The organism is Bacillus lumedeiriae (genome assembly GCF_044891285.1).
Lineage (GTDB): Bacteria > Bacillota > Bacilli > Bacillales > Domibacillaceae > Pseudobacillus > Pseudobacillus lumedeiriae.
In genome coordinates this window covers 212,663-237,885 of the sequence record NZ_JAUIYO010000002.1, presented here as the reverse complement: position 1 = coordinate 237,885, position 25,223 = coordinate 212,663, and the positions used below count along the sequence as shown (strand labels likewise).

The 25,223-nt window shown below is 43.3% G+C and carries 27 protein-coding genes; 1 reads left to right on the top strand and 26 read right to left on the bottom strand.

Annotation, left to right across the window (positions count from 1 at the left end):
- Window positions 1–8: 8 nt before the first annotated feature.
- The 23 genes from QYG89_RS04690 to QYG89_RS04580 form a co-directional block, all read right to left on the bottom strand.
- Entirely contained in the window at window positions 9–770 is a 762-nt protein-coding gene (locus tag QYG89_RS04690) for a ribonuclease HII (RefSeq protein WP_404315072.1), read from the bottom strand.
- A 381-nt stretch (window positions 771–1,151) separates the two neighbouring features.
- Window positions 1,152–2,009 carry a ribosome biogenesis GTPase YlqF gene (ylqF, locus tag QYG89_RS04685; protein ID WP_404315070.1) on the bottom strand — a complete coding sequence of 286 codons (858 nt, stop codon included), beginning with the start codon at window positions 2,007–2,009 and terminating at the stop codon, window positions 1,152–1,154.
- Window positions 2,010–2,041: 32 nt separating this feature from the next.
- Complete coding sequence (gene lepB / locus QYG89_RS04680; RefSeq protein WP_404315068.1) at window positions 2,042–2,578, bottom strand: signal peptidase I; 537 nt, start codon at window positions 2,576–2,578, stop codon at window positions 2,042–2,044.
- Window positions 2,579–2,822: 244 nt separating this feature from the next.
- Window positions 2,823–3,167, bottom strand: a complete 345-nt coding sequence (rplS, locus tag QYG89_RS04675) for a 50S ribosomal protein L19 (RefSeq protein ID WP_404315066.1) — start codon at window positions 3,165–3,167, stop codon at window positions 2,823–2,825.
- 126 nt (window positions 3,168–3,293) lie between these two features.
- Entirely contained in the window at window positions 3,294–4,037 is a 744-nt protein-coding gene (gene trmD / locus QYG89_RS04670; RefSeq protein ID WP_404315630.1) for a tRNA (guanosine(37)-N1)-methyltransferase TrmD, read from the bottom strand.
- Window positions 4,037–4,555 (bottom strand): ribosome maturation factor RimM, encoded by a 519-nt coding sequence (rimM, locus tag QYG89_RS04665; RefSeq protein ID WP_404315064.1) that lies wholly within the window; start codon window positions 4,553–4,555, stop codon window positions 4,037–4,039. The genes trmD and rimM overlap by 1 nt, the downstream gene beginning before the upstream one ends.
- A 13-nt stretch (window positions 4,556–4,568) precedes the next feature.
- The gene (locus QYG89_RS04660) at window positions 4,569–4,949 is read right to left on the bottom strand and encodes a YlqD family protein (protein ID WP_404315062.1); all 381 of its coding nucleotides are present in this window, start codon (window positions 4,947–4,949) and stop codon (window positions 4,569–4,571) included.
- 237 nt (window positions 4,950–5,186) lie between these two features.
- Window positions 5,187–5,459 (bottom strand): 30S ribosomal protein S16, encoded by a 273-nt coding sequence (rpsP, locus tag QYG89_RS04655; protein ID WP_404315060.1) that lies wholly within the window; start codon window positions 5,457–5,459, stop codon window positions 5,187–5,189.
- A gap of 244 nt (window positions 5,460–5,703) precedes the next feature.
- Window positions 5,704–7,053, bottom strand: coding sequence for a signal recognition particle protein (gene ffh / locus QYG89_RS04650; protein WP_404315058.1), 1,350 nt, complete (start codon window positions 7,051–7,053; stop codon window positions 5,704–5,706).
- Between the two features lie 11 nt (window positions 7,054–7,064).
- On the bottom strand, window positions 7,065–7,379 hold the full coding sequence (locus tag QYG89_RS04645; protein WP_404315056.1) for a putative DNA-binding protein: 315 nt from the start codon (window positions 7,377–7,379) through the stop codon (window positions 7,065–7,067).
- A 361-nt stretch (window positions 7,380–7,740) separates the two neighbouring features.
- Entirely contained in the window at window positions 7,741–8,751 is a 1,011-nt protein-coding gene (ftsY, locus tag QYG89_RS04640) for a signal recognition particle-docking protein FtsY (protein ID WP_404315054.1), read from the bottom strand.
- Window positions 8,752–8,857: 106 nt separating this feature from the next.
- The gene (smc, locus tag QYG89_RS04635) at window positions 8,858–12,424 is read right to left on the bottom strand and encodes a chromosome segregation protein SMC (protein ID WP_404315052.1); all 3,567 of its coding nucleotides are present in this window, start codon (window positions 12,422–12,424) and stop codon (window positions 8,858–8,860) included.
- An 18-nt stretch (window positions 12,425–12,442) separates the two neighbouring features.
- Entirely contained in the window at window positions 12,443–13,183 is a 741-nt protein-coding gene (rnc, locus tag QYG89_RS04630; protein WP_404315050.1) for a ribonuclease III, read from the bottom strand.
- Window positions 13,184–13,358: 175 nt separating this feature from the next.
- Window positions 13,359–13,592 (bottom strand): acyl carrier protein, encoded by a 234-nt coding sequence (locus QYG89_RS04625; protein ID WP_404315047.1) that lies wholly within the window; start codon window positions 13,590–13,592, stop codon window positions 13,359–13,361.
- A 325-nt stretch (window positions 13,593–13,917) separates the two neighbouring features.
- Complete coding sequence (fabG, locus tag QYG89_RS04620) at window positions 13,918–14,661, bottom strand: 3-oxoacyl-[acyl-carrier-protein] reductase (RefSeq protein ID WP_404315045.1); 744 nt, start codon at window positions 14,659–14,661, stop codon at window positions 13,918–13,920.
- Complete coding sequence (gene fabD / locus QYG89_RS04615; RefSeq protein WP_404315043.1) at window positions 14,658–15,605, bottom strand: ACP S-malonyltransferase; 948 nt, start codon at window positions 15,603–15,605, stop codon at window positions 14,658–14,660. The genes fabG and fabD overlap by 4 nt, the downstream gene beginning before the upstream one ends.
- Before the next feature lie 3 nt (window positions 15,606–15,608).
- Window positions 15,609–16,619, bottom strand: coding sequence for a phosphate acyltransferase PlsX (gene plsX, locus QYG89_RS04610; RefSeq protein WP_404315041.1), 1,011 nt, complete (start codon window positions 16,617–16,619; stop codon window positions 15,609–15,611).
- Window positions 16,616–17,200, bottom strand: a complete 585-nt coding sequence (gene fapR / locus QYG89_RS04605; RefSeq protein ID WP_404315039.1) for a transcription factor FapR — start codon at window positions 17,198–17,200, stop codon at window positions 16,616–16,618. The genes plsX and fapR overlap by 4 nt, the downstream gene beginning before the upstream one ends.
- Window positions 17,201–17,296: 96 nt before the next feature.
- Complete coding sequence (recG, locus tag QYG89_RS04600; protein ID WP_404315037.1) at window positions 17,297–19,372, bottom strand: ATP-dependent DNA helicase RecG; 2,076 nt, start codon at window positions 19,370–19,372, stop codon at window positions 17,297–17,299.
- Window positions 19,344–20,231, bottom strand: coding sequence for an L-serine ammonia-lyase, iron-sulfur-dependent, subunit alpha (gene sdaAA / locus QYG89_RS04595; RefSeq protein WP_404315035.1), 888 nt, complete (start codon window positions 20,229–20,231; stop codon window positions 19,344–19,346). The genes recG and sdaAA overlap by 29 nt, the downstream gene beginning before the upstream one ends.
- Window positions 20,232–20,270: 39 nt before the next feature.
- Window positions 20,271–20,933: an L-serine ammonia-lyase, iron-sulfur-dependent subunit beta gene (gene sdaAB / locus QYG89_RS04590; RefSeq protein ID WP_404315033.1), complete on the bottom strand. Its 663-nt coding sequence runs from the start codon at window positions 20,931–20,933 to the stop codon at window positions 20,271–20,273.
- 173 nt (window positions 20,934–21,106) lie between these two features.
- On the bottom strand, window positions 21,107–22,783 hold the full coding sequence (locus QYG89_RS04585) for a DAK2 domain-containing protein (protein ID WP_404315031.1): 1,677 nt from the start codon (window positions 22,781–22,783) through the stop codon (window positions 21,107–21,109).
- Between the two features lie 20 nt (window positions 22,784–22,803).
- Window positions 22,804–23,166 (bottom strand): Asp23/Gls24 family envelope stress response protein, encoded by a 363-nt coding sequence (locus tag QYG89_RS04580; RefSeq protein ID WP_404315029.1) that lies wholly within the window; start codon window positions 23,164–23,166, stop codon window positions 22,804–22,806.
- 253 nt (window positions 23,167–23,419) lie between these two features.
- Here QYG89_RS04580 and rpmB point away from each other — a divergent pair, with 253 nt between their 5' ends.
- Window positions 23,420–23,608 (top strand): 50S ribosomal protein L28, encoded by a 189-nt coding sequence (rpmB, locus tag QYG89_RS04575; RefSeq protein WP_041099906.1) that lies wholly within the window; start codon window positions 23,420–23,422, stop codon window positions 23,606–23,608.
- Between the two features lie 78 nt (window positions 23,609–23,686).
- Here rpmB and spoVM read toward each other — a convergent pair whose 3' ends face one another.
- The 3 genes from spoVM to rpe form a co-directional block, all read right to left on the bottom strand.
- Window positions 23,687–23,764: a stage V sporulation protein SpoVM gene (gene spoVM, locus QYG89_RS04570; RefSeq protein ID WP_099098601.1), complete on the bottom strand. Its 78-nt coding sequence runs from the start codon at window positions 23,762–23,764 to the stop codon at window positions 23,687–23,689.
- A 29-nt stretch (window positions 23,765–23,793) separates the two neighbouring features.
- Complete coding sequence (locus QYG89_RS04565; RefSeq protein ID WP_404315627.1) at window positions 23,794–24,438, bottom strand: thiamine diphosphokinase; 645 nt, start codon at window positions 24,436–24,438, stop codon at window positions 23,794–23,796.
- Window positions 24,439–24,566: 128 nt separating this feature from the next.
- On the bottom strand, window positions 24,567–25,223 hold the full coding sequence (gene rpe, locus QYG89_RS04560; RefSeq protein ID WP_404315027.1) for a ribulose-phosphate 3-epimerase: 657 nt from the start codon (window positions 25,221–25,223) through the stop codon (window positions 24,567–24,569).

Sequence of the window (25,223 nt, the reverse complement as noted above, 5' to 3'; positions counted from 1 at the left end):
TTCTGCTGTTAAACCATTTCCTTTATAGGTGAAAAACTGCGTCGATGAATGGCACAGGGACCGTGAAGCTCAAGACCTGCTAAATGCTCTTTTGTGCCATATCCCATATTTTTTTCAAACCCATACGATGGATAAAGAAGGGCATATTCACTCATTAATCGATCTCTCGTTACTTTTGCTACGATGGATGCCGCAGCGATAGACACACTTTTTTCATCTCCTTTTACGATAGATGTCTGGGGTATGTCTACCGTTAATTTCATAGCATCAATTAATAAGTGTTCCGGTGTCTGCCTAAGTTGACTAATAGCAGATATCATCGCTTTTTTCGTTGCCTCATATATATTTACTTCATCTATTTTTGAAGCATCTACAATGCCAATTCCTATGTCTGCCTTCTCCATTATTTCTTTATAAAAGTACTCTTTTTTTACTTGACTGAGTTTCTTTGAATCATTGATTCCTATCAGGTCAAGACCCTGGGGCAGAACGACTGCAGCAGCCACAACCGGACCAGCAAGCGGCCCTCTGCCCACTTCGTCAATCCCTGCTGTGGATGTTACCCCCTGTTCCAGCAATTGACGTTCAAATATAAGCATCTGCTCATAATTCAAACGCTCCTCCTCACGTTTCTTTTGCAGACGGTACCATTGCTCAATCGCCTGCTGGACACCTTTACGCGGGTCTTTGAGCCACTCTTGGAACCGGGGATCACTTTCTAATTGAACTTCTCTTATTTGCTTTTTAATATCTGTTACTGACTGAGTCATCGCTGTATCCTTTCATTTGTTATGGATTAATGATTAGAGGTTTAATTTTGAATTTTGCACATTTTGTTTTTATAAAAAACAGGACTTGCACTTCCGCTTTTTTCTTATATCGTCCTTTTTTGGATAAAATAAATAGGGTGTCCCAAAAGTATAACTTTTGAGACCCTTCCGTTTTGTTTAAACTTGCCCGTTGATTCCTGTTCCAGGTGCTCTGCTTTCTGCGGGGATTTACCTGTTCGTTTTCCCTACAGAAGTCTTCACATTTCCCGCTACAATCAACTCAATGCAAAATAATCGTTTGAACGTTGTCAAAAAAATCTAAAGAAAGACTGACCCTAAAAAGTCGTTTTTAACGACCTTTTGAATCAGCCTCTTCATTAGTTATTGTATTTGTTCTTCTGGAAAGTCCAATGTCAGCTTTCCTAGTCTTTCTCCCCGTACGTCACGGATGATCAGATCGGTTGTTTTGTCGTAGTCAATTTCGGCACGCCCAGCGTAGCAGCCGCGGAGCCTGCCGATATGGTTAAAGAGATCCAAGATATCCTCTGGGATTTCGTCGAGTTCATATCTTTCTCTTAAGCGCTCTGGATAGTATGCTTCTAAAAAGCGGAGAGCAAACACTGCCACATCTTGCAGGTTGAGAATCGCATCTTTAATGGCTCCTGTTAAGGCGAGTTTAAAGCCCGTGTCTTCATCCTCAAATTTCGGCCAAAGAATGCCGGGTGTATCAAGCAGCTCTATTTCTTTTCCTGCTTTGATCCATTGCTGAGCTTTCGTTACACCTGGCATGTTGCCCGTTTTAGCAATATTCCTTTTCGCTAACCGATTAATTAACGTTGATTTTCCAACATTCGGAATACCAACGATCATTGCACGGATAGCCCTCGGCTTGATCCCCCGGGATTTCATTCGGTCAAATTTCTCTTTCAATATTTCTTTTGCCGCTTTTTGAATAGCTGCTAGACCGTTTCCTGCATGGGAATTGATCGCTAAGGCAGGGATTCCTTCCTGCTTGAAATAAGCCAGCCAGCGATTCGTGATGACGGGATCAGCCATATCTGCTTTATTTAGAAGCACGAGTCTTGGCTTCTGCTGAATAATTTCATCAATCATCGGATTTCTTGAAGAAATCGGCAGGCGGGCATCGACTAATTCAAAAATAATATCAACTAACTTTAATTTTTCTGTGACTTCTCTTCGTGCTTTGGCCATATGACCTGGAAACCATTGAATCGTCATAGGTTTCACCTCCGTTCCATCTGGGGGTCCGTTTAATCTACTAGCCTTATCTTATTTAATGGCCAGAAAACAACACCTGTATCCCCCACTACCTCATCTATTCTAATTGTGCCGATATGACGACTGTCTTTACTAAACAAACGGTTATCGCCAAGTACAAAAATTTCTCCCTCCGGCACCGTTTCTCTTCCTGTAATTTCTTTCAGTGTAAAATCAGGAGTCAGAGGCCCGTTTTCTTGTTTTTTATACTCCTCCAAATAAGGCTCCTCATAATACTTTCCATTAATATATAATTTATCATCTTTATACTCTACTTTATCCCCGGGAAGACCAATTACACGTTTAATATAATCCTTATGTTCAGGGGCATGAAACACGACAATATCAAAGCGTTTCGTTTCACCAATCTTATTAACAATCATCCAATCACCGTCATTTAACGTCGGCATCATTGATTCTCCATCTACGACAATCGGCGCAATAATAAAGTATCGAATAATTGCTGCGAGTCCGATTGCGATCAAAAAAGCCTTTGTCCATTCCCAAAACTCATTTTTTTCCTTTGCCACGTTTGCCACCACCTCATTTAGTATGTATGTATCATATCATTTTGATTAGCTATGAGAAAAGCACAAGCACCTTATTCATCCTAAACGCATAAGACAGGCCTCATAGAAAGTTGTATCTAACCTTTCTAGAAGGGGTGGCTCGGACCTAAGCAGAAAGGCAGCTTATGCTAGATTGAGACATTTACTTCTCCATTCATTTGAAAAAGGAGCTTGTCCCCAAGCTCCTTTCACAAATCGTCTATCATTATCGAATTTCTTTAATACGAGCTGCTTTACCACGAAGGTTACGCAAGTAGTAAAGTTTCGCACGACGAACTTTACCGCGGCGAGTTACTTCGATTTGAGCAATTTTCGGTGTATGAAGCGGGAATGTACGCTCAACACCTACGCCATAAGAAATTTTGCGGACAGTAAATGTTTCGCTTACTCCGCCTCCGCGGCGTTTAATTACAACGCCTTCAAAGATCTGAATACGCTCACGTGTTCCCTCAACAACTTTAACGTGTACGCGTACTGTATCTCCAGGACGAAAAGCTGGAAGATCTGTGCGAAGCTGTTCCTTAGTAATTTCTTGAATCAATTTGTTCATCAATATTCCTCTCCTTCTAACCGATGCTCAATACAGCTTGATCAAGCTGCAGCGGAACACCGTTTTAATGAGGTTTAGCCTTTTCGGCAAACCACTAAAAAATTCTATCATATATAAATCAATAAATCAAGCGTCCCGTTCTTTTCCCCACTTTTCCACCCAGATGCGCTGCCGTTCGGATAATGGATAGTTCTCCAGCAGGTCCGGGCGCCGCTCCCACGTCCTTCTTAAAGACTTTTCATCCCGCCATTCATCTATTAAACGATGATTGCCAGAAAGAAGAACATCGGGAACCTTTAAACCACGAAACTCCGCCGGTCTCGTATACTGTGGATGTTCAAGCAATCCTGATGAAAAAGAATCTAATATGGGAGAGTTCTCATTTCCAAGCACGTCAGGCAGAAGACGCACCACACTATCTGTAATGACCATGGCTCCAAGTTCGCCGCCTGTCAGCACAAAGTCTCCGATCGAAATTTCATCTGTGACAAGCTGCTCCCGGATTCGCTCATCGTAGCCCTCATAGTGACCACAAATAAAAATTAAGTGTTGTTCCGCGGATAATTCTTCTGCTTTTTTCTGCGAATAACGTTCTCCTTGCGGACACAGTAAAATCACACGCGGGCGGGCCGATGGAGAAGACGCTGTTACCTTTTCAACCGCATCAAAAACAGGCTGCGGTTTCAGCACCATCCCCGCTCCGCCGCCATATGGATAATCATCTACAGTCTTATGCTTTCCTTCTGCAAAATCCCGAAAATTGATGACATTGTACTCTACTTTTCCTTTTTCAACCGCTTTTTTCAGCATAGAGGAGGTAAGGACACCTTCAAACATTTCAGGAAAAAGGGAAAGAATATCAATTTTCATCATGATAATAACCCTTCCATCGGTTCAATAAAAATAAGTTTTTCTCCTGGATCCACTTTTTTCACGACTTGTTCAATGTACGGAATGTAGTGGCTCTTCCCAGACTTTCCGTTTACAACCCATACATCATTTGCTCCTGGAGTGAGAATTTCAGTCACTTTTCCGACTTCTTCCCCGTCAATCGTCTTTACGAGGCAGCCGATAATTTCGTGAAAGTAATATTCTCCTTCACTCAATTCACCAAGCTGGGATTCTTTTATTTTTAACAGCCCGCCTTTTAGAGGTTCGACTGTATTTAACCCTTCAAATCCTTCAAATGTTAGCAAATCAAATGATTTATGCGTGCGATGCGATGCCACAATAACGGGTTTGCCCTCCGTCTCTCCAGGCATAAACAAATACAGCATATTCCCTATTTGATACCTTTCATCAGGAAAGTCTGTTCTTGAAATGACCCTGACTTCACCGCGAAGACCGTGTGTATTAACAATTTTTCCTACGTTAAACCATTTTTCCACTTTTGATTCACCTCTAACGAATCTCAATAACAATGCCATCTTTAATGACAATTGTTTTTTCTGCTTCTTCCCACTGATCGCCAACGTTTATATCAACAAGTGTCTGCAGCTCTTTTTCCTTCAGTTCACTGCCGAGAGGTAAAAGCTCCAGCTGACTTTGTTGAAAATCAACATTTTTTATCTTTTGCAGGCGCTGCTTCATTTCTTTTTCATAAAAGCTCACAGTTTGTTGACGGCTGTTTTGTTGCAGCCTTTCTGCTTTTTTTAACTCAAAACGTAATTGCTCATATTCTTTTTCAAGCTGCCTTTTTTTATCCTGATAAGATGAAAACAATGATTGTTTCATCGTCTCTGTTAATATTTGCTTAACAATCACCGTCCGCAAGATCTGCATGCCACCGCCTCCTTGGAACCTTAAATGATCAGTTCATTCTGTTGTCTAGGCGCTTCCGCTTTTCTACTATCCAGCTCCACCGCCTTGCCCCTCGAGGTCAAATAACCCTCACTCAATGAAGTCACAGAACGACTTCTTTGAGTGAAGAACATTTGCTTGTCGGGGCAGATCAGGCGCTTTCGCTTTTCTACTTAAAAATCCGTACGAAAAAAGGGAGGTTATCCCTCCCTACTTTTCTTATTTGCTGTATTTAGCGTTATGGAATTTTTCCATAATGCCTTGTTTAGAGAATAGGTTGCGAACAGTGTCAGATGGTTTCGCACCATTTTGAAGCCATTTTAATGCAAGCTCTTCATCGATTTTCACTTCAGCTGGTTGTACAACTGGATTGTACGTTCCAACTGTTTCGATTTGACGTCCGTCACGTGGAGAACGAGAATCTGCTACTACAATACGATAGAATGGGGATCTTTTAGAACCCATGCGTTTTAAACGAATTTTTACTGCCATTTTTAAAGCACCTCCGAATAGTTTTACACAAGATAGAATAATAACAAATAACAGGGTTGTTTGTAAAGGTTTTTTTCTTTACATTTTATCCAACAGCAGATCAGGCGCTTTCGCTTTTCTGCTGTCCAGCTGGAGCGCCTTGCCCCTCGAGGTCAAATAACCTTCACTCAATGAAGTCAAAGGACGACTTCTTTGAGCGAAGAACATTTGCTTGTCGGGGCAGATCAGGCGCTTTCGCTTTTCTTTACATAAACGGGAATTTGAACGGCATTCCTTTTTTCTTGCCTTTTTGCTGCATGCCGGACATTTGTTTCATCATTTTTTTCATTTCTTCAAATTGCTTAAGCAGGCGGTTTACTTCCTGAATTGATGTTCCGCTTCCTTTGGCAATTCGTTTTTTTCGTCCAGAGTTAATGATTTCTGGATGTTTTTTTTCCTCAGCCGTCATCGATTGGATAATCGCTTCGACATGGGAAATTTGTTTTTCATCTACTTGAACGTTCGTTAAGCCTTTAATTTTATTGGCTCCAGGAAGCATTTTAATAATCTCATCCAATGGACCCATAGACCGAACTTGCCCAAGCTGATCAAGAAAGTCATCAAATGTGAACGACATCGTCCGCATTTTTTGTTCAAGCTCTTTCGCTTTCTCTTCATCGATGTTTGTTTGCGCCTTTTCAATTAGCGTTAATACGTCTCCCATGCCAAGAATCCGCGAAGCCATCCGTTCTGGATGAAATGGCTCTAGTGCATCCAACTTTTCACCCATACCGGCAAACTTAATCGGCTTTTCTGTCACCGCACGGATGGACAAAGCTGCCCCGCCGCGCGTATCTCCGTCAAGCTTTGTTAAAACGACACCAGTCACACCGAGTTGATCATTAAAACTTTGTGCAACGTTGACCGCATCCTGCCCGGTCATAGCGTCAACGACAAGAAAGATTTCATCTGGACTCGCCAGCTCTTTAATTTCTTTTAGCTCGCCCATTAAGTTTTCATCCACATGAAGGCGGCCCGCTGTATCAATTAACACATAATCATGATGATCGGCTTTCGCTTTTTCAATAGCCTGCTTGGCAATCTCCACGGGACTCACTTGATCTCCTAAAGAAAAAACAGGCATACTCAGCTGCTTGCCGAGCGTTTCTAGCTGCTTGATTGCTGCCGGGCGGTAAATATCCGCGGCTACAAGCAGCGGCTTGCGGTTATAGCGCTTCCGCAGCAAATTAGCGAGCTTGCCTGTAGTAGTCGTTTTACCGGCCCCTTGCAGACCAACCATCATAATCACTGTTGGTGGACGTTTCGCCACTGCGATCTGACTCTGTTCGCCGCCCATTAGTTCCGTTAATTCTTCTTTAACGACTTTAATGACTTGCTGACCAGGCGTTAAGCTTTGCATAACCTCTTGACCGACAGAGCGTTCACTAACTTTTTTGACGAAGCTTTTTACGACTTTAAAGTTAACATCCGCTTCAAGCAGGGCAAGACGCACTTCCCGCATCATTTCTTTGACGTCCGCCTCTGTGACTTTTCCTTTTCCGCGGATTTTTTGCATCGTATTTTGCAGTCGGTCGGCTAATCCTTCAAATGCCATCGTGCCGCCTCCTAATCTAATTTCTCAAGCGTTTCAATAATAGACAGCCCTTCATTAGAAGTACAGGATTTCAGCTCCTTCAACAAACGACTGCGCTCTTGAAATTTCTTAAATAACAACAACTTACTTTCATACTCCTCCAACATCACTTCTGTGCGTTTAATATTATCATAAACCGCCTGACGGCTTATTTCATATTCTTCCGCAATTTCACCGAGGGAGAAATCATCCAAATAATAAAGGGACATATAACTGCGCTGCTTATCCGTTAACAATGAATGATAAAAGTCATACAAATAATTCATCCTTGTCGTCTTCTCAAGCATGGACAGCCCCCCTTGTTAAGTTAAAAACCTTTACATTAAAACAGTCTACCCATTTTCAAGAACAATGTCAAGAAAATATCTTTACGCATCTAAAAGCGGATGGCGCCCGCTTATCAGCGACAAGCATAAGACGAGCCGACTGGGAGGTTGTTCTTTAATCTTCTGAACAGATTCCCTTATGACCGAGAGGCTGGCCGCTGCAGCTAGACACCTCAAAAGCGGAAGATCTGTTCTGCCTCGACAAAGATGGATGGCGGGTAATTTTTAAAAACTGGTCAGTAAATCTGGCGATTCGACCAACCTCCTAAGAAAGATCCTATCTCAAACTAAAATAGTTAAATCTGGCACGCTTGGAATACTGCTATTCCTCGTCTTTCTCTGCCTCATCTGTCTGTTCCTCAAATGCAGAAGAAAATAATCCATACACATATTTCTCAGCATCAAACGGCTGTAAATCATCCATTTTTTCGCCAAGACCAACAAATTTGACAGGGATCTCGAGCTCTTTACGAATAGCCAGCACGATTCCCCCTTTAGCTGTTCCATCAAGCTTTGTCAGAACAATTCCGCTTACATCTGTTGCTTCTTTAAATGTTTTCGCTTGAACCATAGCGTTTTGTCCTGTTGTCGCATCTAGGACAATGAGTACTTCATGGGGAGCTCCCGGAATTTCTCTTTCAATGACCCGCTTCACTTTTTCCAATTCTTTCATTAAATTGACCTTATTTTGAAGACGGCCTGCTGTGTCGCACAATAATATATCCACTTGACGGGATTTAGCTGCTTGAACAGCGTCGTACATTACGGCAGCCGGATCAGACCCTTCGCCTTGTTTAATTACCTCTACGCCTGTGCGTTCTCCCCAAACTTCCAGCTGTTCAATCGCTCCGGCCCGGAAAGTATCGCCCGCAGCCAGCAGCACTTTTTTGCCTTCTGACTTAAATTTATGAGCCAGCTTGCCGATTGTCGTTGTTTTTCCAACACCATTGACACCGACAAAGAGAATAACAGTCAGTCCTTCTTCTTGAATATTTAGTTCATTTGAGGATTCTTCACCGCCCTGATAAATGGCTACTAGTTTTTCAGTAATAATATCACGTACTTCTGCCGGGTCTTTCGTATTGCGCCGCTTCACTTCATGCTTCAATTGCTCAATGAGTTCCATTACTGTATCGAATCCAACGTCTGCACCGATCAGAATTTCCTCAAGTTCTTCAAAGAAGTCTTCGTCAATCTTGCGGTAGCGCGCAACAAGATCATTTACTTTGTTGGAAAAGTTATCTCGTGTTTTTGCCAAGCCTGATTTAAATTTTTCTGTTGCCTGATCTGTTGAAACAGTTAATTTTTCTTTTAACTTCTTAAAAAAGTTCATCTTTTTCCTCCTGTAAACTTAAGAATCTATTATGACAGCTGCTCGAGGTCATAAGTTAAACTGGCAGCATGGCTAAATGCGCCATTTCATCTTATGCTTGTCGCGGCTATACAGATGCTTCTGCTTTTCTTTCATCCATTTTGACGGATACTAGTCTGGATACCCCTGATTCCTGCATCGTGATACCGTAGAGAACGTCCGCTTCTTCCATCGTTCCTTTTCTGTGGGTGATGACGATGAATTGGGTATCTTGGCTAAACCGTTTTAAGTATTGGCTGAAGCGGAAGACATTAGCTTCATCTAATGCCGCTTCAACTTCATCGAGTACACAAAACGGAACAGGGCGTACTTTAAGTATAGCAAATAATAGAGCGATGGCTGTTAATGCCCGTTCCCCGCCGGATAACAGACTTAAATTTTGCAATTTCTTGCCGGGCGGCTGGGCGACAATTTCTACTCCAGTTGTTAGTAAATGTTCGGGGTCCGTCAGTTTCAATTCTGCTTTGCCGCCGCCAAACAACGCCTGAAACACAGGAAGAAATTGCATACTTACGGCCTGAAATGTTTCTTTAAATCTCTTCGTCATTTCTTCGTCCATTTCCTCTATCACTTGAAATAATGTATCCTTTGCCTCCTGCAAATCCGTCCGCTGTTCTTCTAAGAACGTATAGCGTTCAAATAGACGTTCGTACTCTTCGATTGCCCCAATATTTACATTGCCAAGCTCCTTGATGGACAGTTTGATCAAGTGAAGTTTTTTCCGTACTTCTTCAATGTGAAAAGGCAGCGGGTATTTTTCTTTCGCCGCTTCATACGTCAACGTGTACTCTTTGCTTAAATGCTCAAGACGATTTTCAAGCTCTACGTCTAAACGATTAATTTTGACTTCTTCATCTTGAACGGCTTCACTCATTGCTTTATGAAGCCGTTTGATTTCCTTTAATTCCTTCTCATCGTTTTCCAGCCTTTGGAGTTTGTCCGCTCGTTCACTTCTGCGCATCGTAATGAGTTGAGCAATATCTTCTTTGTCCTGCCGTTTCTTTCTCGCTGTTTCCTCTAATTCTTCTTCTCCTTGTCCGCTTGCCGACATTTCTGTTTGCAGCCAATTTAAGTCTTCTTCCCACTGTGTATATTTCCGCTGGGAAGCAGTCAATTCTGCAAGCACTTGTTCAAGCCGCTCGGCCCCTGCTGTTAATTGCTCGCTTTTTACAGCCAGCTTGGCCTTTAGCTCACTTATGTCTTGTACGATCGTTTCTTTCAATGTACTTTCTTGCGCCTTTTGTTTCGTTAATTTCTTGATTTTTAAATCAAGTGCTGTAATTTCCTGCTGGCTGCCGGCAAGTCGATTTTCCGCGTTTGTAAAGAGCTTTTGCAGCCTCCCATGTTCCTCTTCAAACTCACGCTTTTCTGTATCATAAATAGACAAACGGTTGTTGATTGTTTGATAGGAGAATTGCCATTCTAGCTGCTCGTTCTTCCGCTCCTGTTCTTTCACTCTTATTGTTTCTATGTCGTTTCGCATTTCTTCAAGGAGCGCTTCTTTTGAGGCAATGTCTTCTTTTAATTTTTTTACTTCCCGCTCTGCAGCTGACGTTTTTACTTCCATCACGGCGAGCTTTTCTTTTAACGTTTCCAACTCATTTTTCCGGCTGATGAACGAGCTTCCTTTTTGTTTTAAAGCGCCTCCCGTCATGGAACCGCCTGGATTCACAACATCGCCATCCAGCGTCACAATCCGATAACGATAGTTCATTAGCTTAGCTAGTTCATTTGCGCCTTCCAAGCTGGCCGCTATGACAGTGTGTCCAAGCAAATTGGTGACCGCTGATCGATACTTATCCGAAAATTGAATGAGGCTAGAGGCAATGCCGATAAAGCGGCTGTCATTTTCCAGCTGTGCAGAAAGTGAGGATGGGAAGGCTTTTTCTTTCATCGATGTTAAAGGTAAAAACGTTGCCCGTCCAAATCTATTTTTCTTCAAATAATTAATCGCGTCACGGGCTGCCCGCTCGTCGGCAGTAATGACATGCTGCATACTGCTGCCAAGAGCGACTTCAATGGCTGTTTCATACTTCTTAGGCACATCAATCATTTCGGCAACGGCCCCTTCAATTCCTGACAGGTTCCGATCTCTCGCTTTCAACACTTCCTTAACCCCTTGAAAAAATCCTGAATAATCTTCTTCTAAAGATTCAAGCATCTCTTTACGGGATTTAGCATCCTGAAGAATTTGATACGCTTGATATAAATTTGATTCCTGCTTTTCATACTTCGCTTTCATCGTCTCCAAGACTTGCTGTTCTTGGCGCAAAATATCCGTATGAGCTGCTACACGCTCTTGCTCATTAGCAAGGGCTGCCTCTGCTGCCGCCTTCTTCTCTTCAATTTCCCGCCGTTCTGCAAGATGCTTTTCGTTCTCCGTATCGAGCCGTTCTTTTCTGCGTACTAACTGTTCGATTTGCTGCTTTATATGCTGCTGATCATTTTTAGCGGATGCCTGCTCGTTTAAACTTTCAATGTAGTCTGATTTTAGTGACTCAATTTCTTCTTCGAGGTTTTTGGAAAGCTGTCCCATTTCCCCCTGTTTCTCTGCCAGCAGCTGCTTCAAATCCGCAGCTTCTCTTTTATCCTTTCCCAACTTGATCTTCAATTCATCTGCCTGTATGGAAAGCGCCTGTAGTTTTTCTTTTATTTCTGTCAAATTCTCAGCAAGCTGCCCTTCATTTTGGGTGGCGTTTTTTCGTCTTTCCCGTAAAACACGCTTACGGCCTTCCAGCTTTTCAAGTTCTTCACTCGCAGCTAAAAGTACGGCCTGCAAATCATTTACCGATTCGTCAATAGCCGTAATTTGTCCACGCAGCTCGTCTGCTTCAGCTTCTTTTTTTTGCAGACTTAAAAAAAGACGGGCTTCTTCACGATCGTGTTCGTCGTGGCTCGCCTTTAATTTTTCCCATTGAGCATGTAGCTCGTCAATTTCATAAACGATCACGGCAATGTCATAGCCTGTCATTTCTTCCTTTTTTTCAAGGTAATCGCGTGCAATAGACGCTTGTATGCGTAAGGGCTCTAGCTGGCCTTCCAGCTCATGCAGAATATCTTGAACACGCAAAAGATTCTCCTGTGTTTCATCAAGTTTCTTCTCCGCTTTCTTTTTACGGTTTTTATATTTCAATACACCAGCGGCTTCTTCAAAAACTGTACGGCGTTCCTCGGATTTACTGTTCAAAATTTCGTCTACTTTTCCCTGGCCAATAATGGAAAAGGCTTCTTTACCAAGACCCGAATCCATAAATAAATCGACAATATCTTTTAACCGGCACGGTCTTTTGTTAATAAAGTACTCACTATCACCGGAACGATACACTCTTCTCGTTATACACACTTCATTGTACTCAATAGGAAGTGTTTCCGATTCATTATTTAACGTCAAAGTCACTTCAGCCACATTGGATGGCTTTCGGCTATCACTGCCGGAAAAAATTACATCCTCCATTTTCCCGCCGCGCAAGCTCTTTGCTGATTGCTCCCCGAGTACCCAGCGTATCCCATCAGTAATATTGCTCTTTCCTGATCCATTCGGCCCGACCACGGCCGTTACACCATTAACAAACTCAACAGAAACCCGTTCAGCAAATGATTTGAATCCAGCAATTTCTAATTTTTTTAGGAACATCTTCCTTTCCCCTGCCTTCTATTCTGTATGTTGTTTCAATGCTGTTAAAGCCTTTTGAGCGGCCAGCTGCTCGGCTTCTTTTTTTGATTTTCCCTGTCCGCTGCCAAGCACTTCTCCGTTCAATGACACTTGAGAAACAAATTCTTTGCTGTGAGCAGGACCTTTCTCTTGTAAAATCTTATATTCAAGCAAACCTTTCGTCTGGCGCTGCACAAACTCTTGCAGCTGGCTCTTATAATCCATCATATGAGAAAAAGCACCGGAGTCGATCTTTGGAAAAATGATCTTTTCCAGGAAAGAAAGGACAGCATTCATACCTTGATCCAAGAAAAGCGCGCCTACAAATGCCTCAAATACATCGGCTAAAAGAGCTGGTCTCGTACGTCCGCCAGTTAGTTCTTCTCCTTTACCTAAAAGAACATATTTTCCAAAGTCGGATTCATTAGCAAACATCACAAGTGACGGCTCACAAACGATGGCTGCTCTAAGTTTTGTTAAATCACCTTCTGACATTAGGGGATATTTGTTAAACAAATAGTGGGAGATCGTTAATTCAAGGACGGCATCCCCTAAAAATTCCAAGCGCTCATTATCTTCATATGGCTTTTTCCGATGCTCATTCACATAGGATGAATGAGTAAAAGCATGCTTTAACAGTTCTTCATTATGAAACTCAATATTCATTTTTTCTTGAAGCTGTTTAAACTGCCGATCCCTTCTAGAGAAAGGCTTTTTGAATTCTCTATGTGTTTTTGTCATTGATTTCCTCCAGTAATCAAACTAATTTGCATCCACACACAGTGTAGTCGAAATTAAAAAAAATCGCAAAAGAAGAAAGAGGCTGACTCAAAAGGGTCTGACCTTATCAACAACATGTTGTTGATATTAGGCCTGACACTTTGGTTTGAGTCAACCTCCTGTATTCTTCTAACGATTAGTTTTTGCTGTTTATGTAAGTCACAGCGTCACCCACTGTAGCAATCTTTTCTGCATCATCGTCAGAGATTTCCATATCGAACTCATCTTCCAATTCCATTACTAGTTCAACTACGTCTAGAGAATCGGCTCCAAGATCTTCTTTAAAAGAAGCTTCAAGGTTAACTTGAGATTCTTCTACTCCAAGACGATCTACGATAATTTTCGTTACACGATCTAATACATCTGCCATACTCGTTCACCTCCCCTCAAATCATTATAGACGATTTTTGATAAAGTTAAAATAAAATTTAAATAGGCGCTTCCGCTTTTCTTTTCCAGCTCTGCCTTCTTGGGGCTCGAGGTCATATGTCAGTCCGACTGTATGGCTGAAAAACGCCATTTTGCCAGCCTGTCATATGCTTGTCGCCCCAGAACAGTCGGCTCCGCTTTTCTTGTCCAGCTGCAGCGCCTAGCCCCTCGAGGTCAAATAACCTTTTCCCAATGAAGTCAAAGAGCGGCTTCCTCGGGAAAAGAACATTTGCTTGTCGGGGCTGATCAAGGCGCTTCCGCTTTTCTTACATCACCATGCCGCCGTCGATGTTGAGGGTTTGGCCGGTAATGTATTTGGAGTCGTCGGATGCAAGGAACAGAACGGCTTTTGCGATATCTGCAGGCTCGCCGAAACGATCAAGCGGTATTTGCTTTAGCATCGCTTCTTTGGCTTCTTCTGGCAGAGCGTCTGTCATATCTGTTGTAATGAAACCAGGCGCTAATGCATTAACTGTGATGCCGCGGGAAGCAAGCTCTTTGGCTGCGCTCTTTGTCAAGCCGATTACCCCGGCTTTTGCAGCAACATAGTTTGCTTGCCCTGGATTTCCACATACACCCACAATAGATGCAATGTTAATGATCCGTCCGTTTCGCTGTTTCATCATTGGCCGCGTGACCGCTTTCGTGCAAAGGAATACACCTTTTAAATTCGTGTCAATGACATCTTCCCACTCTTGTTCCTTCATACGCATAAGCAAATTATCGCGTGTGATGCCTGCGTTGTTGACCAAGATGTCAATTTTTCCAAATGCTTCAATTGTTTGTTTAACCATCTCTGCAACAGACTCACTATCAGACACGTTGCATTGTACGGCAAATGCTTTGCGTCCAAGCGCTGTAATCTCCGCTACTACTTCATTTGCCTTTGTTTCACTTCCAGAATAATTGACCGCAACGTCTGCTCCTGCACGAGCGAGTTCAAGCGCAATTTCCCGGCCGATCCCGCGCGATGCACCTGTGACTAAAGCTGTTTTTCCATCCAATTTCATTGTGCCGCCTCCTTTAATGCTTTAACTGTTTCTTGAATAGATGCTGCGTCTTGAACAGCATATGTTGTGACTTGACGGTTAATTTTTTTGATCAGGCCCGATAAAACTTTTCCAGGACCAATTTCAATAAATGTATCGACACCCGCTTCAATCAGCGCTTCTACACTATCTTCCCATAGAACCGGAGAGTACAGCTGCTGCAGCAATTTTTTACGAATATCTGCTGCTTGTACAACGGCCTGAGCATCTACATTAGCGATAAGCGGCGGTTCGCAGTCTTTGACTTCTACTTCATCGAGCACTTTTTCCAACTGTTCTGTTGCCGGCTTCATTAATGAAGAATGAAAAGGACCGCTGACGTTCAATGGAAGCACCCGTTTCGCTCCTTTTTCTTTTGCCAGCTCTCCCGCTTGAGCTACACCATTTCTCGTTCCCGAAATAACAATTTGGCCTGGACAATTTAAATTAGCAAGGCCGACCGCTTCACCAGACGCTGTTACAGTTTCTGCTATTTCTTGTAAAAGCTCACGATCCATTCCAAGCACAGCTGCCATCGTTCCTTCTCCGGCTGGTACAGCCTGCTCCATAAACTGGCCGCGCTTATGTACGACATAGACGGCATCTTCAAATGTAAGGGCCTTGGCAGCGGTAAGTGCTGTATACTCTCCTAAGCTGTGGCCGGCAACAAAATCAGGCGTGATGCCTTCTTTTTCAAATATTTTCAGAGCCGCTATACTTGCCGCCAAAATCGCCGGCTGAGCATTCATCGTTAATGTCAACTTCTCCTCTGGCCCATTAAACATCAATTCACTCAATGAAAAACCTAATTTACGATCAGCGGCTGCAAATAACCCGCCGATTTCCTCGTAATCCTCAGCAAGCGATTTTCCCATTCCCACCGCTTGTGATCCTTGTCCCGGAAAGACGAACGCAATTTTCCCCATTTTCTATTCCTCCTCACTTATCGGTGATGACATCGCATTTGCTGCTTCCGCAATCTTCAAAGGCACATTTGCTTCTGCCATCGTATATGCTTGCTTTAATGCATTATAAAACGCATTGGCATTTGACGAACCATGCGCTTTAACGACCGGTGCTTTCAAACCAAATAATCCAGCACCTCCATATTCCGTGTAATCCATTTTATCTTTTAATTGATAAAGCTCACTTTTGAGCAAACCTGCTCCAATTTTTGCTTTTAGAGAAGATGTCAAGGCCGATTTCAACATGGAAAAAACGGACAAAGCCGTTCCTTCGATGGCTTTTAACACCATATTCCCAGTGAACCCATCTGTTACAACCACATCTGCGGCCCCGTTTAATAAATCGCGGGATTCCACATTCCCAACAAAATGAATGTCCTTTTGCCTGCTGAGCAGCTGAAAAGCTTCTTTTGTTAAATCATTCCCTTTTTTCTCTTCTGTTCCAATGTTCAGAAGACCAACACGCGGACGCGCCATGCCCCTTACTTTTTCCGCATAAATGGAACCCATCATCGCATATTGAAGCAAATGCTCTGCCTTCGCATCGACATTCGCACCAAGATCAAGCATGACAAATCCCTTTCCGTCCACAGTCGGCAATGTAGGGGCTAGAGCTGGGCGCTGAATACCATCAATTCGACCGACAATAAACAAACCGGCAGCCATTAAAGCGCCTGTATTTCCAGCAGAAACACAAGCGTCCGCTTCTCCATCAGCGACCGCTTGTGCCATCATCACCATCGAGGCGCTTTTTTTACGGCGCACCGCCCGCACCGGTTCATCTGTTCCAAGAATAACTTCCTCTGTATGTATAACCTTCACCCGGCTATTCGGTATGATATGGGGGGCAATCTTATTTTCATCACCAAAAATCAGCACTTCTAGGTCCTGTATTTCCGCTAGTGCTTGATTCGTACCTAGAATAATCTCCTTCGGTGCATGATCGCCGCCCATAGCATCTACCGCAATTTTCATATCATTTCATCCCCTGCTCTGTTATTGGAGCGATACATCGTAAAATCCCCTTGAAATACAAGTTCCTGTCCGACGTAACTGCTCACTTCCACTATTGTGCGCTCATTCCCCGCTTTTACATTTACTACCCGTGCTTTTGCCACCACACGCTCTCCTTCACGAACAGATCGTGTAAAGCGAATATTTGCTTTAGCGGTTAAAGCAAGCTCATCATTGATGACGGCCACAGCAAGGGAATTCGCCTGAGCAAATAAATGATGCCCTCTAGCAATTCCGTTTCTAACAAATACATGATCTTTTTTTACATCAAATATAGAAATTGCACTCTTATCAAGTTCAATATCAATAACATCACCGATGACTTCTTCAATCGGCAGCGAACGAACTTCATCCGTTAGCTTCTTTTCTGCTACGTGCTTAATTCTTTCACGCAGCTCCGGAATGGACAATTCCATCCGATCTAACCGGATCGTCTGCACGCTCACTTGAAAATGTTCCGCTAGTTCTTCGTCCGTTACGAAAGGATTATCTGCAATCGTTTCCTGTAACTGTATCTGTCTCTCTTTTTTTGTACGCCTCATGATCTCACACCATCCGATATTAGGACTAGGTACTAACAGTAGTATAAAAGTTAAAAAAAAAGAATGCAAGGAAAAACTTGCATTCTATATTCTAGTTTAATCCAATTTCTCTCCTGATAATGCTCCCGATTTATCAAGCTGGCGGCGGAGCACCTCGTACTCTTTCTCTTTCCAAAAAGCATCGGATTCAATCAGCCGTTTGGCATCTTCCCTTGCTACTTCAAGCGCCCGGTAATCATGCACCATATCAGCCACTTTGAATTCTGGCAGACCGCTTTGTTTTTTGCCGAAGAAATCACCCGGTCCTCTTAGTTCCAGATCTTTTTCACTTAAAACGAAACCATCATTCGTTTCAGTCATAATTTTCATTCGTTCCTGGCCGATTTCTGTTTTCGGATTGGCAAGCAGAATACAATACGACTGCGCGCTGCCCCTTCCGACACGGCCCCGCAGCTGATGGAGCTGAGAAAGGCCGAACCGTTCTGCATCATAAATGACCATCATTGTCGCATTTGGCACATTAACACCGACTTCTACAACTGTGGTAGACACAAGAATGTCGATTTTCTGCTCCGTAAAAGCTTTCATCACCGCTTCCTTTTCTTCAGCTGAAAGCCGCCCGTGCATCAATCCCACTCCATAGCGGCCATGAAAGTATTGGACGAGCTGAGCATGGACATCGAGCGTATTTTGCAAATCTAGTTTTTCAGATTCTTCTATCAGCGGGCAAATGACATATGCCTGATGCCCCTTTACTAATTCTTTCTCCATAAAACCAAGAACACGATCAAGCATTTCTTCTTTTGCCCAATACGTTTCGATTTCTTTTCTCCCCGCTGGCATTTCATCAATGATGGAAACGTCCATTTCTCCGAATACAGTAATGGCAAGCGTTCTAGGAATCGGTGTAGCTGTCATAAAGAGCACATCAGGACTTTCTCCTTTCTCACGGAGAATGCGACGCTGCTGAACGCCGAATCGATGCTGTTCATCTGTAATAACAAGGCCGAGACGGTGAAAATTGACATCATCCTGGATGAGCGCATGCGTGCCGACTAAAATATCAATTTCCCCTGATTCCAAACGTGTCAATAGTTCCTTTCTGCGCTTTCCTTTGACTGAACTCGTCAGCAAGGCGACATTAACATCCATTGATTCAAACAATTGGCCCAGTGATTCTGCATGCTGCTCAGCAAGTATTTCAGTCGGCACCATCAACGCCCCTTGAAAACCTGCTGTGACACTCCCATACAGGCAAACAGCAGCTACTGCCGTTTTGCCGCTGCCGACATCCCCCTGCAGCAGCCGATTCATCCGATAGGGAGACTTCATATCAGCACAAATGTCATTCACTACTCTTTTTTGCGCGTTTGTCATCGTAAAGGGCAGAGACTGGATAAAATGCTTCAATTTATGATTATCGTAAGCCTGAACCGTCCCTTTGGAGTGTTCTCTTTCAAACTTGCGCAGCGCCTGCATTTTCAGTTGAAAACAAAGAAACTCCTCGAAGACAAAACGCCGCTTTGCCTGCTTCATCTCAGATTCGGATGCTGGAAAATGGAGCGAACGAAGGGCATCCCGCCGATTTAATAATTTGTATTGACAAAGAAGATATTCTGGAAGAGTTTCTTCTAAGTATTCACTATACTGAGACAGCGCAAGTCCAACGAATTTGCGAAATACCTTTTGTGAAAGGGTCGCTTTCAATGAATAAACAGCTTCAAAATCACCTTGTTTATTGTGCGGACCTGTATGAATTTGCTGGCCGGCAATGGTCTGCCGATGTTTATCCCATTTTCCGGTAATCGTTACTGTATCATTTATATGAACCTTGCTTTTTAAATACGTTTGGTTAAAAAAAGTCACGTTGACTAAATAGCGGCCAACAAGCACTTTAAACGTTAAACGCGATTTTTTCTTTGAATAAAACATAACAGATGGCTGACTGTGTACTTTCCCCTCTACTGTCACACGATCTTCATGACTGACATCCGCTAAGTCTTTGAGCCGATAGTCTTCATAGCGGGAAGGAAAAAACTCGATCAAATCTTGGATTGAATAGATACCAAGACCGTTCAATGATAGAGCTGTTTCCTTGCCGACTCCTTTCAATGTGTCTACCGGCTGCATAAGCGGCGACGGATTACTGACGAGGGTGGAGCGGTGTTCCATAAACTTTCTCCTCCAATTTACGCCCGGTAGGTGTAGCGGCCAAACCGCCGCCAGCTGTTTCCCGTAGGGCGGATGGCATCGTTTGGCCTATTTTATACATAGCATCAATGACTTCATCACAAGGAATCCGGCTCGTCACACCGGCAAGAGCCATATCAGCTGCAACAAGAGCATTAGCAGCCCCCATTGCATTTCTTTTCACGCAAGGGACTTCCACAAGTCCGGCAACTGGGTCACAAACTAATCCAAGCATATTTTTTAGCGTGATCGCCATTGCCTCTGCACATTGCGCTGGTGTGCCGCCTGCCATTTCTGTCACTGCGGCTGCTGCCATTCCTGATGCGGATCCTACTTCTGCCTGACAACCTCCAGCAGCACCTGAAATGGATGCATTATTAGCGACAACATAACCGAAAGCTCCCGCTGTAAACAAAAAGCGAATCTTTTCCTCACGGGATGGTTTAAACTTCTCCTGAACGGCAAACAACGTACCCGGTACAACGCCTGCGCTGCCGGCCGTCGGTGTGGCGCAAATCGTGCCCATAGCCGCATTTACTTCGTTCGTGGCTACCGCTTTACTGACAGCATCAAGCAAAAGCGTGCCCGATAATGTATTGCCTTGTTGTATATACCGCTGCAACAGCACCGCATCTCCCCCCGTCAAACCCGAAAGAGATTGAACGCCTTGTAAACCGCGCTCTACCGCCTGTTCCATGACATCTAAGTTTTTCCCCATTAGCTCCATCACTTCTTTATGGGACCTGCCCGATACTTGCATTTCCTGTTCAATCATCATGCTAGAAATTTTCTTCTGGTTTTTTTCAGCCAACATGACGAGCTCAGCTATATTTTTAAACAAACCGATCCCTCCTGTTTTCCGCTTTATATTAGGGGCTTATTAATCAGCTATTCTGACTACTTGCGTAATATGGGGCAAACGGCGGATTTCGTTGAGAATCTCTTCACTAATCGCCTGATCCACCTCAATGGTCATTAAAGCCATTTTCCCCACGCCTTTTCGAGAAACTTGCATATGTCCAATGTTAATATCGTGCTGCGCCAATTTATTAGAAACAGTTGCAATGGTTCCCGATCGATCGTCATGGATAACAAGGATAGCAGGATGATGTCCGGTAAGTTTCAGTTCAAATCCGTTTAATTCAATGATTTCAATTTTGCCGCCTCCGATTGAAATGCCAATCAGCTCTAATTCTGATCGATCGTCTCCGATGCGGATCTTGGCTGTATTCGGATGAGCCGGCACACTCTGTTCCGCTATAAACTGGATGTTCATTCCCCGTTTCTCGGCAATTTCCACTGCATCCTTAATTCGTTCATCGCATGTATCAAAATCAAGAAGACCCCCGACAATCGCTACATCCGTGGCATGACCTTTAAATGTTTGGGCAAAGGAACCGTAAAAAGAAATCACTGCCCACTTCGGTTCCCTTCCAAACAAGCTTCTTGCCACCCGGCCAATTCTGGCCGCTCCCGCTGTATGGGAACTTGAAGGTCCGATCATAATTGGTCCGATAATGTCAAATACACTTTTGTATTTCACCTTGCCGCCCCCTTCAATTGATTTCTTTCTGATACAATCCTTTTAGCAGCGGCTGTCCACCCTCAAACACCGCCTGAGCTCATGAATCATCATTGATAATAAACGTCTATTCTCTTTATTTTACTATGGACAGCAAAAAAATGCACAAAAAGGAAGGGTTCCCCCTTCCTAGGTTATTCTACAGCTAAAATAAAAGAATAGAGCGGCTGCCCGCCACTATGAATTTCTACTTCTGCCTCTTCGAAGTGCTCCTCAATAAAATGAGCAATTTCATCTGCTTCTTCTTGTGAAGCATCTTCTCCGTAAATAATCGTGATGATTTCTGATTCTTCATCCAGCATCGCTTGAAGCAGTTGTTTTGCCGCATTTATTTTATTTTTATCTGTTAACAAAATCTTTCCATCAGCAATGCCCATAAAGTCACCTTTGGCAATTTCAATGCCGTCAATATTCGTATCACGGACAGCAAAGGTGATTTGGCCTGTTTTCACATGAGCAAGGGCTGCTGTCATAGCCGACTTATTTTCTTCAAGATCCGCTTCAGGATTATAAGCAAGCAATGAGGTCATTCCCTGTGGAACTGTTTTGGAAGGAATGACAACTGCCTCTGTCTTCCCTACTTGTGCTGCTTGTTCCGCTGCCATAATAATATTTTTATTGTTCGGTAAAATAATGACCTTATTGGCATTCACTTCTTCAATTGCTTTCACGATATCTTCTGTACTCGGGTTCATCGTTTGTCCGCCTTCAATAACGACAGATGCACCGATACTTTCAAACAGCTTCGCCACACCTTCACCCATGCAGACAGCAACAATCCCAATTTCCTGTTTTTCCGTTTGTACAGCCGCTGCCGCCGGCACTTTGTTCGGACGGTCAATAATATTACTATGCTGCTGGCGCATATTTTCTATCTTCATGTTGATTAAGCTTCCATACTGCTGACCGTAAGTTAACACTTCTCCCGGCTGTTCCGAATGAATATGCACTTTAGCTATTTCATCATCTGCAATAACGAGCAGAGAATCTCCATACTTACTTAAATCAGCTCGAAACTTCTCTTCTGAAAATGGGTTGTTTTTCACTTTATCTTCTTCAAAACGAACCATAAATTCTGTACAATAGCCAAACTCAATATCAGCCGTATCCATAAAACTTTGAACGCTTTTATGATGCTCTGCACTAACCAGCTCGTCCATACTTATCATGATTCCCGCGTTCTCTGGCAGGCCTTCTCCCTTGAGTTCCGCTAAAAATCCTTCATATACAAGCAGCAGCCCCTGTCCCCCGCTGTCGACAACACCCACTTCTTTCAATACAGGCAGATGATCAGGTGTACGTGCTAATGAAGCCCTTGCTTCTTCAACGAGCGCTTCCATTACAGCGATCACATCTGTTTGACTTTCTGAAAAGTGAACGGCTTTTTTTGCCGCTTCTTTTGCGACAGTCAGAATGGTTCCTTCCACCGGCTTCATAACAGCCTTATAGGCTGTTTCAACACCTGCTTCGAAAGCTTGAGCGAGCTCCACACTTGTTACTTCCATTTTATTCTCAACCGCTTTAGAGAACCCGCGAAACAGCTGAGACAAAATCACGCCTGAATTGCCGCGTGCTCCCATAAGCAGCCCTTTTGATAGAGACGCTGCGGTTTTTCCGAAATGGCTGCTTGTGTTCTGCTGTACTTCTTTTGCTCCAGACGTCATAGACAAATTCATATTGGTTCCTGTATCTCCATCTGGAACAGGAAATACATTCAGCGCATCTACCATATCCGCATGGGCTGATAAATGAGCAGCCCCCATGGCCACCATACTGGCAAACCGCTTTCCATCTAATGAAGTAATTGACACAAACCTTTCCTCCTTAACAACTACAGATTCGTTACCCGAACCCCTTGCACAAAAATATTGACTGCATCAACGGAGAGACCGACTGTCTGATCAAGTGTATATTTCACTTTTGACTGTACGTTATTGGCTACTTCGGATATTTTTGTTCCATAGCTGACAATGATATACATATCGATAAACACCCGTTCTTCTTCTTGACGGACGATGACACCGCGGGTAAAATTTTCCCGCCGTAAAATTTCAGTAATTCCATCTTTTATTTGCTTTTTGGACGCCATTCCTACAATTCCGTAGCAGTCAACGGCTGCGCCGCCGGCAATCATGGCGATTACATCGTTTGAAATATCAATTTGTCCATACTTGGTTCTAAGCTCAATAGCCATTGGGACTCCCCCTTAAAATTGGTTCTAAGCTACAAACATTTTACTATACTTATTACTGTTTTAAAAGGAACTGCTATTGGGACAACCCCTTTTCAGCCCGTCCCACATCTTGTCAAGGCATTTTTCTTGAAAGACTTAATAAGAACTGTTGCAATTAAAAAATTTGTATGGTAAATTATTAAGGTATCTTTTAGAATATCATGAAGTGTTGAAACCATTTTATTTTCAGCTTCAACGGTGAGGAGTGAATAATATGCCAAAAAAATGTGTTGTAACAGGCCGTAAAGCTCGTTCCGGCAACACTCGTTCCCACGCTATGAACGCCAATAAGCGTACTTGGGGGGCCAACCTGCAAAAAGTTCGCATTTTAGTAGATGGCAAGCCTAAACGTGTTTGGGTTTCTGCAAGAGCATTAAAATCCGGAAAAGTAGAGCGCGTATAATACTTTTTAACAGAAAAAGCCGGCTGTCAACAGCCGGTTTTTTCTGTTTTTTTATCTATCTCCTGTTATGGCCTGCCTTCACTTTTTCAGTGTTCCGAGCATCGCCCGGACAAGACCGCCGAGAAACTTAGGCAGTTTAATGGTATAAAATTTCATGATTGCCACCCCTCCAATTTAAAGCTGCTTCAATTATCGGAACTTCTTATCACCATTAATATGCCGTCTGTAAACGAAAAAGTACCACTTTCTTCTCTCAATTCATTACTTGTATACAACGTTGAACCTAACCGGACAGTATGATTAGCGAGCGGATATTTAAATCCTTCCAGCGTAAAACCTGTCACTTCATTGGTAATAGGAAAAAATGAAAAATATTTATAATCCAGGTCTTTGTATACGTTTTTCCTGCCCGGTCTGTAAATCGCCAAACAGTTTAAGCGGTCAATGACTTCGATTTCGATCTCTTGGAATAACCCTTGACAGTTCGTAAGCAAACTGACTGTACCAAAAAAATGATCTAGCCTGCCGCCTGTTGCACCAAGAATAATGATTGTCTGCGGTTTAAGCGTAGCAGCCCACCGTAAAGCCAGCTCCAAATCTGTCTCGTCCTTTTCAGCGGGAAACGTATGTATGTTTTCTACCTTCTGCTGAATATAGTCCCATTCCTCCGCGGAAATAGAATCAAAATCACCGAATGCTGCCTGGGGCTGAATCCCTCTATTCAATAAATACAGCGTACCCCGATCAACTCCTATCCAGTAGACACCTTCTCGATTAAACCTCTCTACATCAGCCAGTTCTCTCTCTGGCCCGCCGGCTGCTACGATCACTTTCAATCTCTTTTCCCCCTCTAAAAAAACAGAGGTTGACTCAACGAAAGCGTCAGCCTCCGCTCCAACAATATGCTGTATATTATCGGGACAGTCAGACACTTTTGAGTCAACCTCCTTATTTGTTCTTATATAGCTGCTGATTGTCTCATGTCAGCAATTGCCTGCTTCCGATCTGCTTTTCCATACACTGCTGACCCGGCCACTAATACGTCCGCGCCTGCCTCTGTACAAAACTTGGCTGTCTTTACGTTTACACCGCCGTCTGCCTCAATCAAAACATCTAATCCTTTTAATTCAATCATTTCTTTTACTTCCCTTATTTTCGGGATGACTGATTCAATAAATGGCTGGCCGGCAAATCCAGGGTTGACAGTCATTAAAACGACAAGGTCAACCTCTTCTATCACTGATTGGAGCACATGGACCGGCGTCGCTGGATTTAACACAACTCCCGGCTTCGCTCCAGCCGAACGGATCGTTTGAATCGTTCGATGCAGGTTCGCACAAGCTTCCGCATGCACAGTAATATAATCGGCACCAGCCTTAGCAAATGCTTCAATATAAAGGTCCGGATTTTCGATCATCAAATGAACGTCTAAGGGCAGTTTCGTAATCGGACGAATCGCTTTTACAATAAATGAACCAACTGTAATATTAGGTACGAAATGCCCGTCCATTACATCAATATGAATCCAGTCAGCCCCGCCGGCTTCTACTTCTTTAATCTCCGCCCCTAGTTTGACAAAATCCGCTGATAAAATGGAAGTGGCTATTTTCACCAT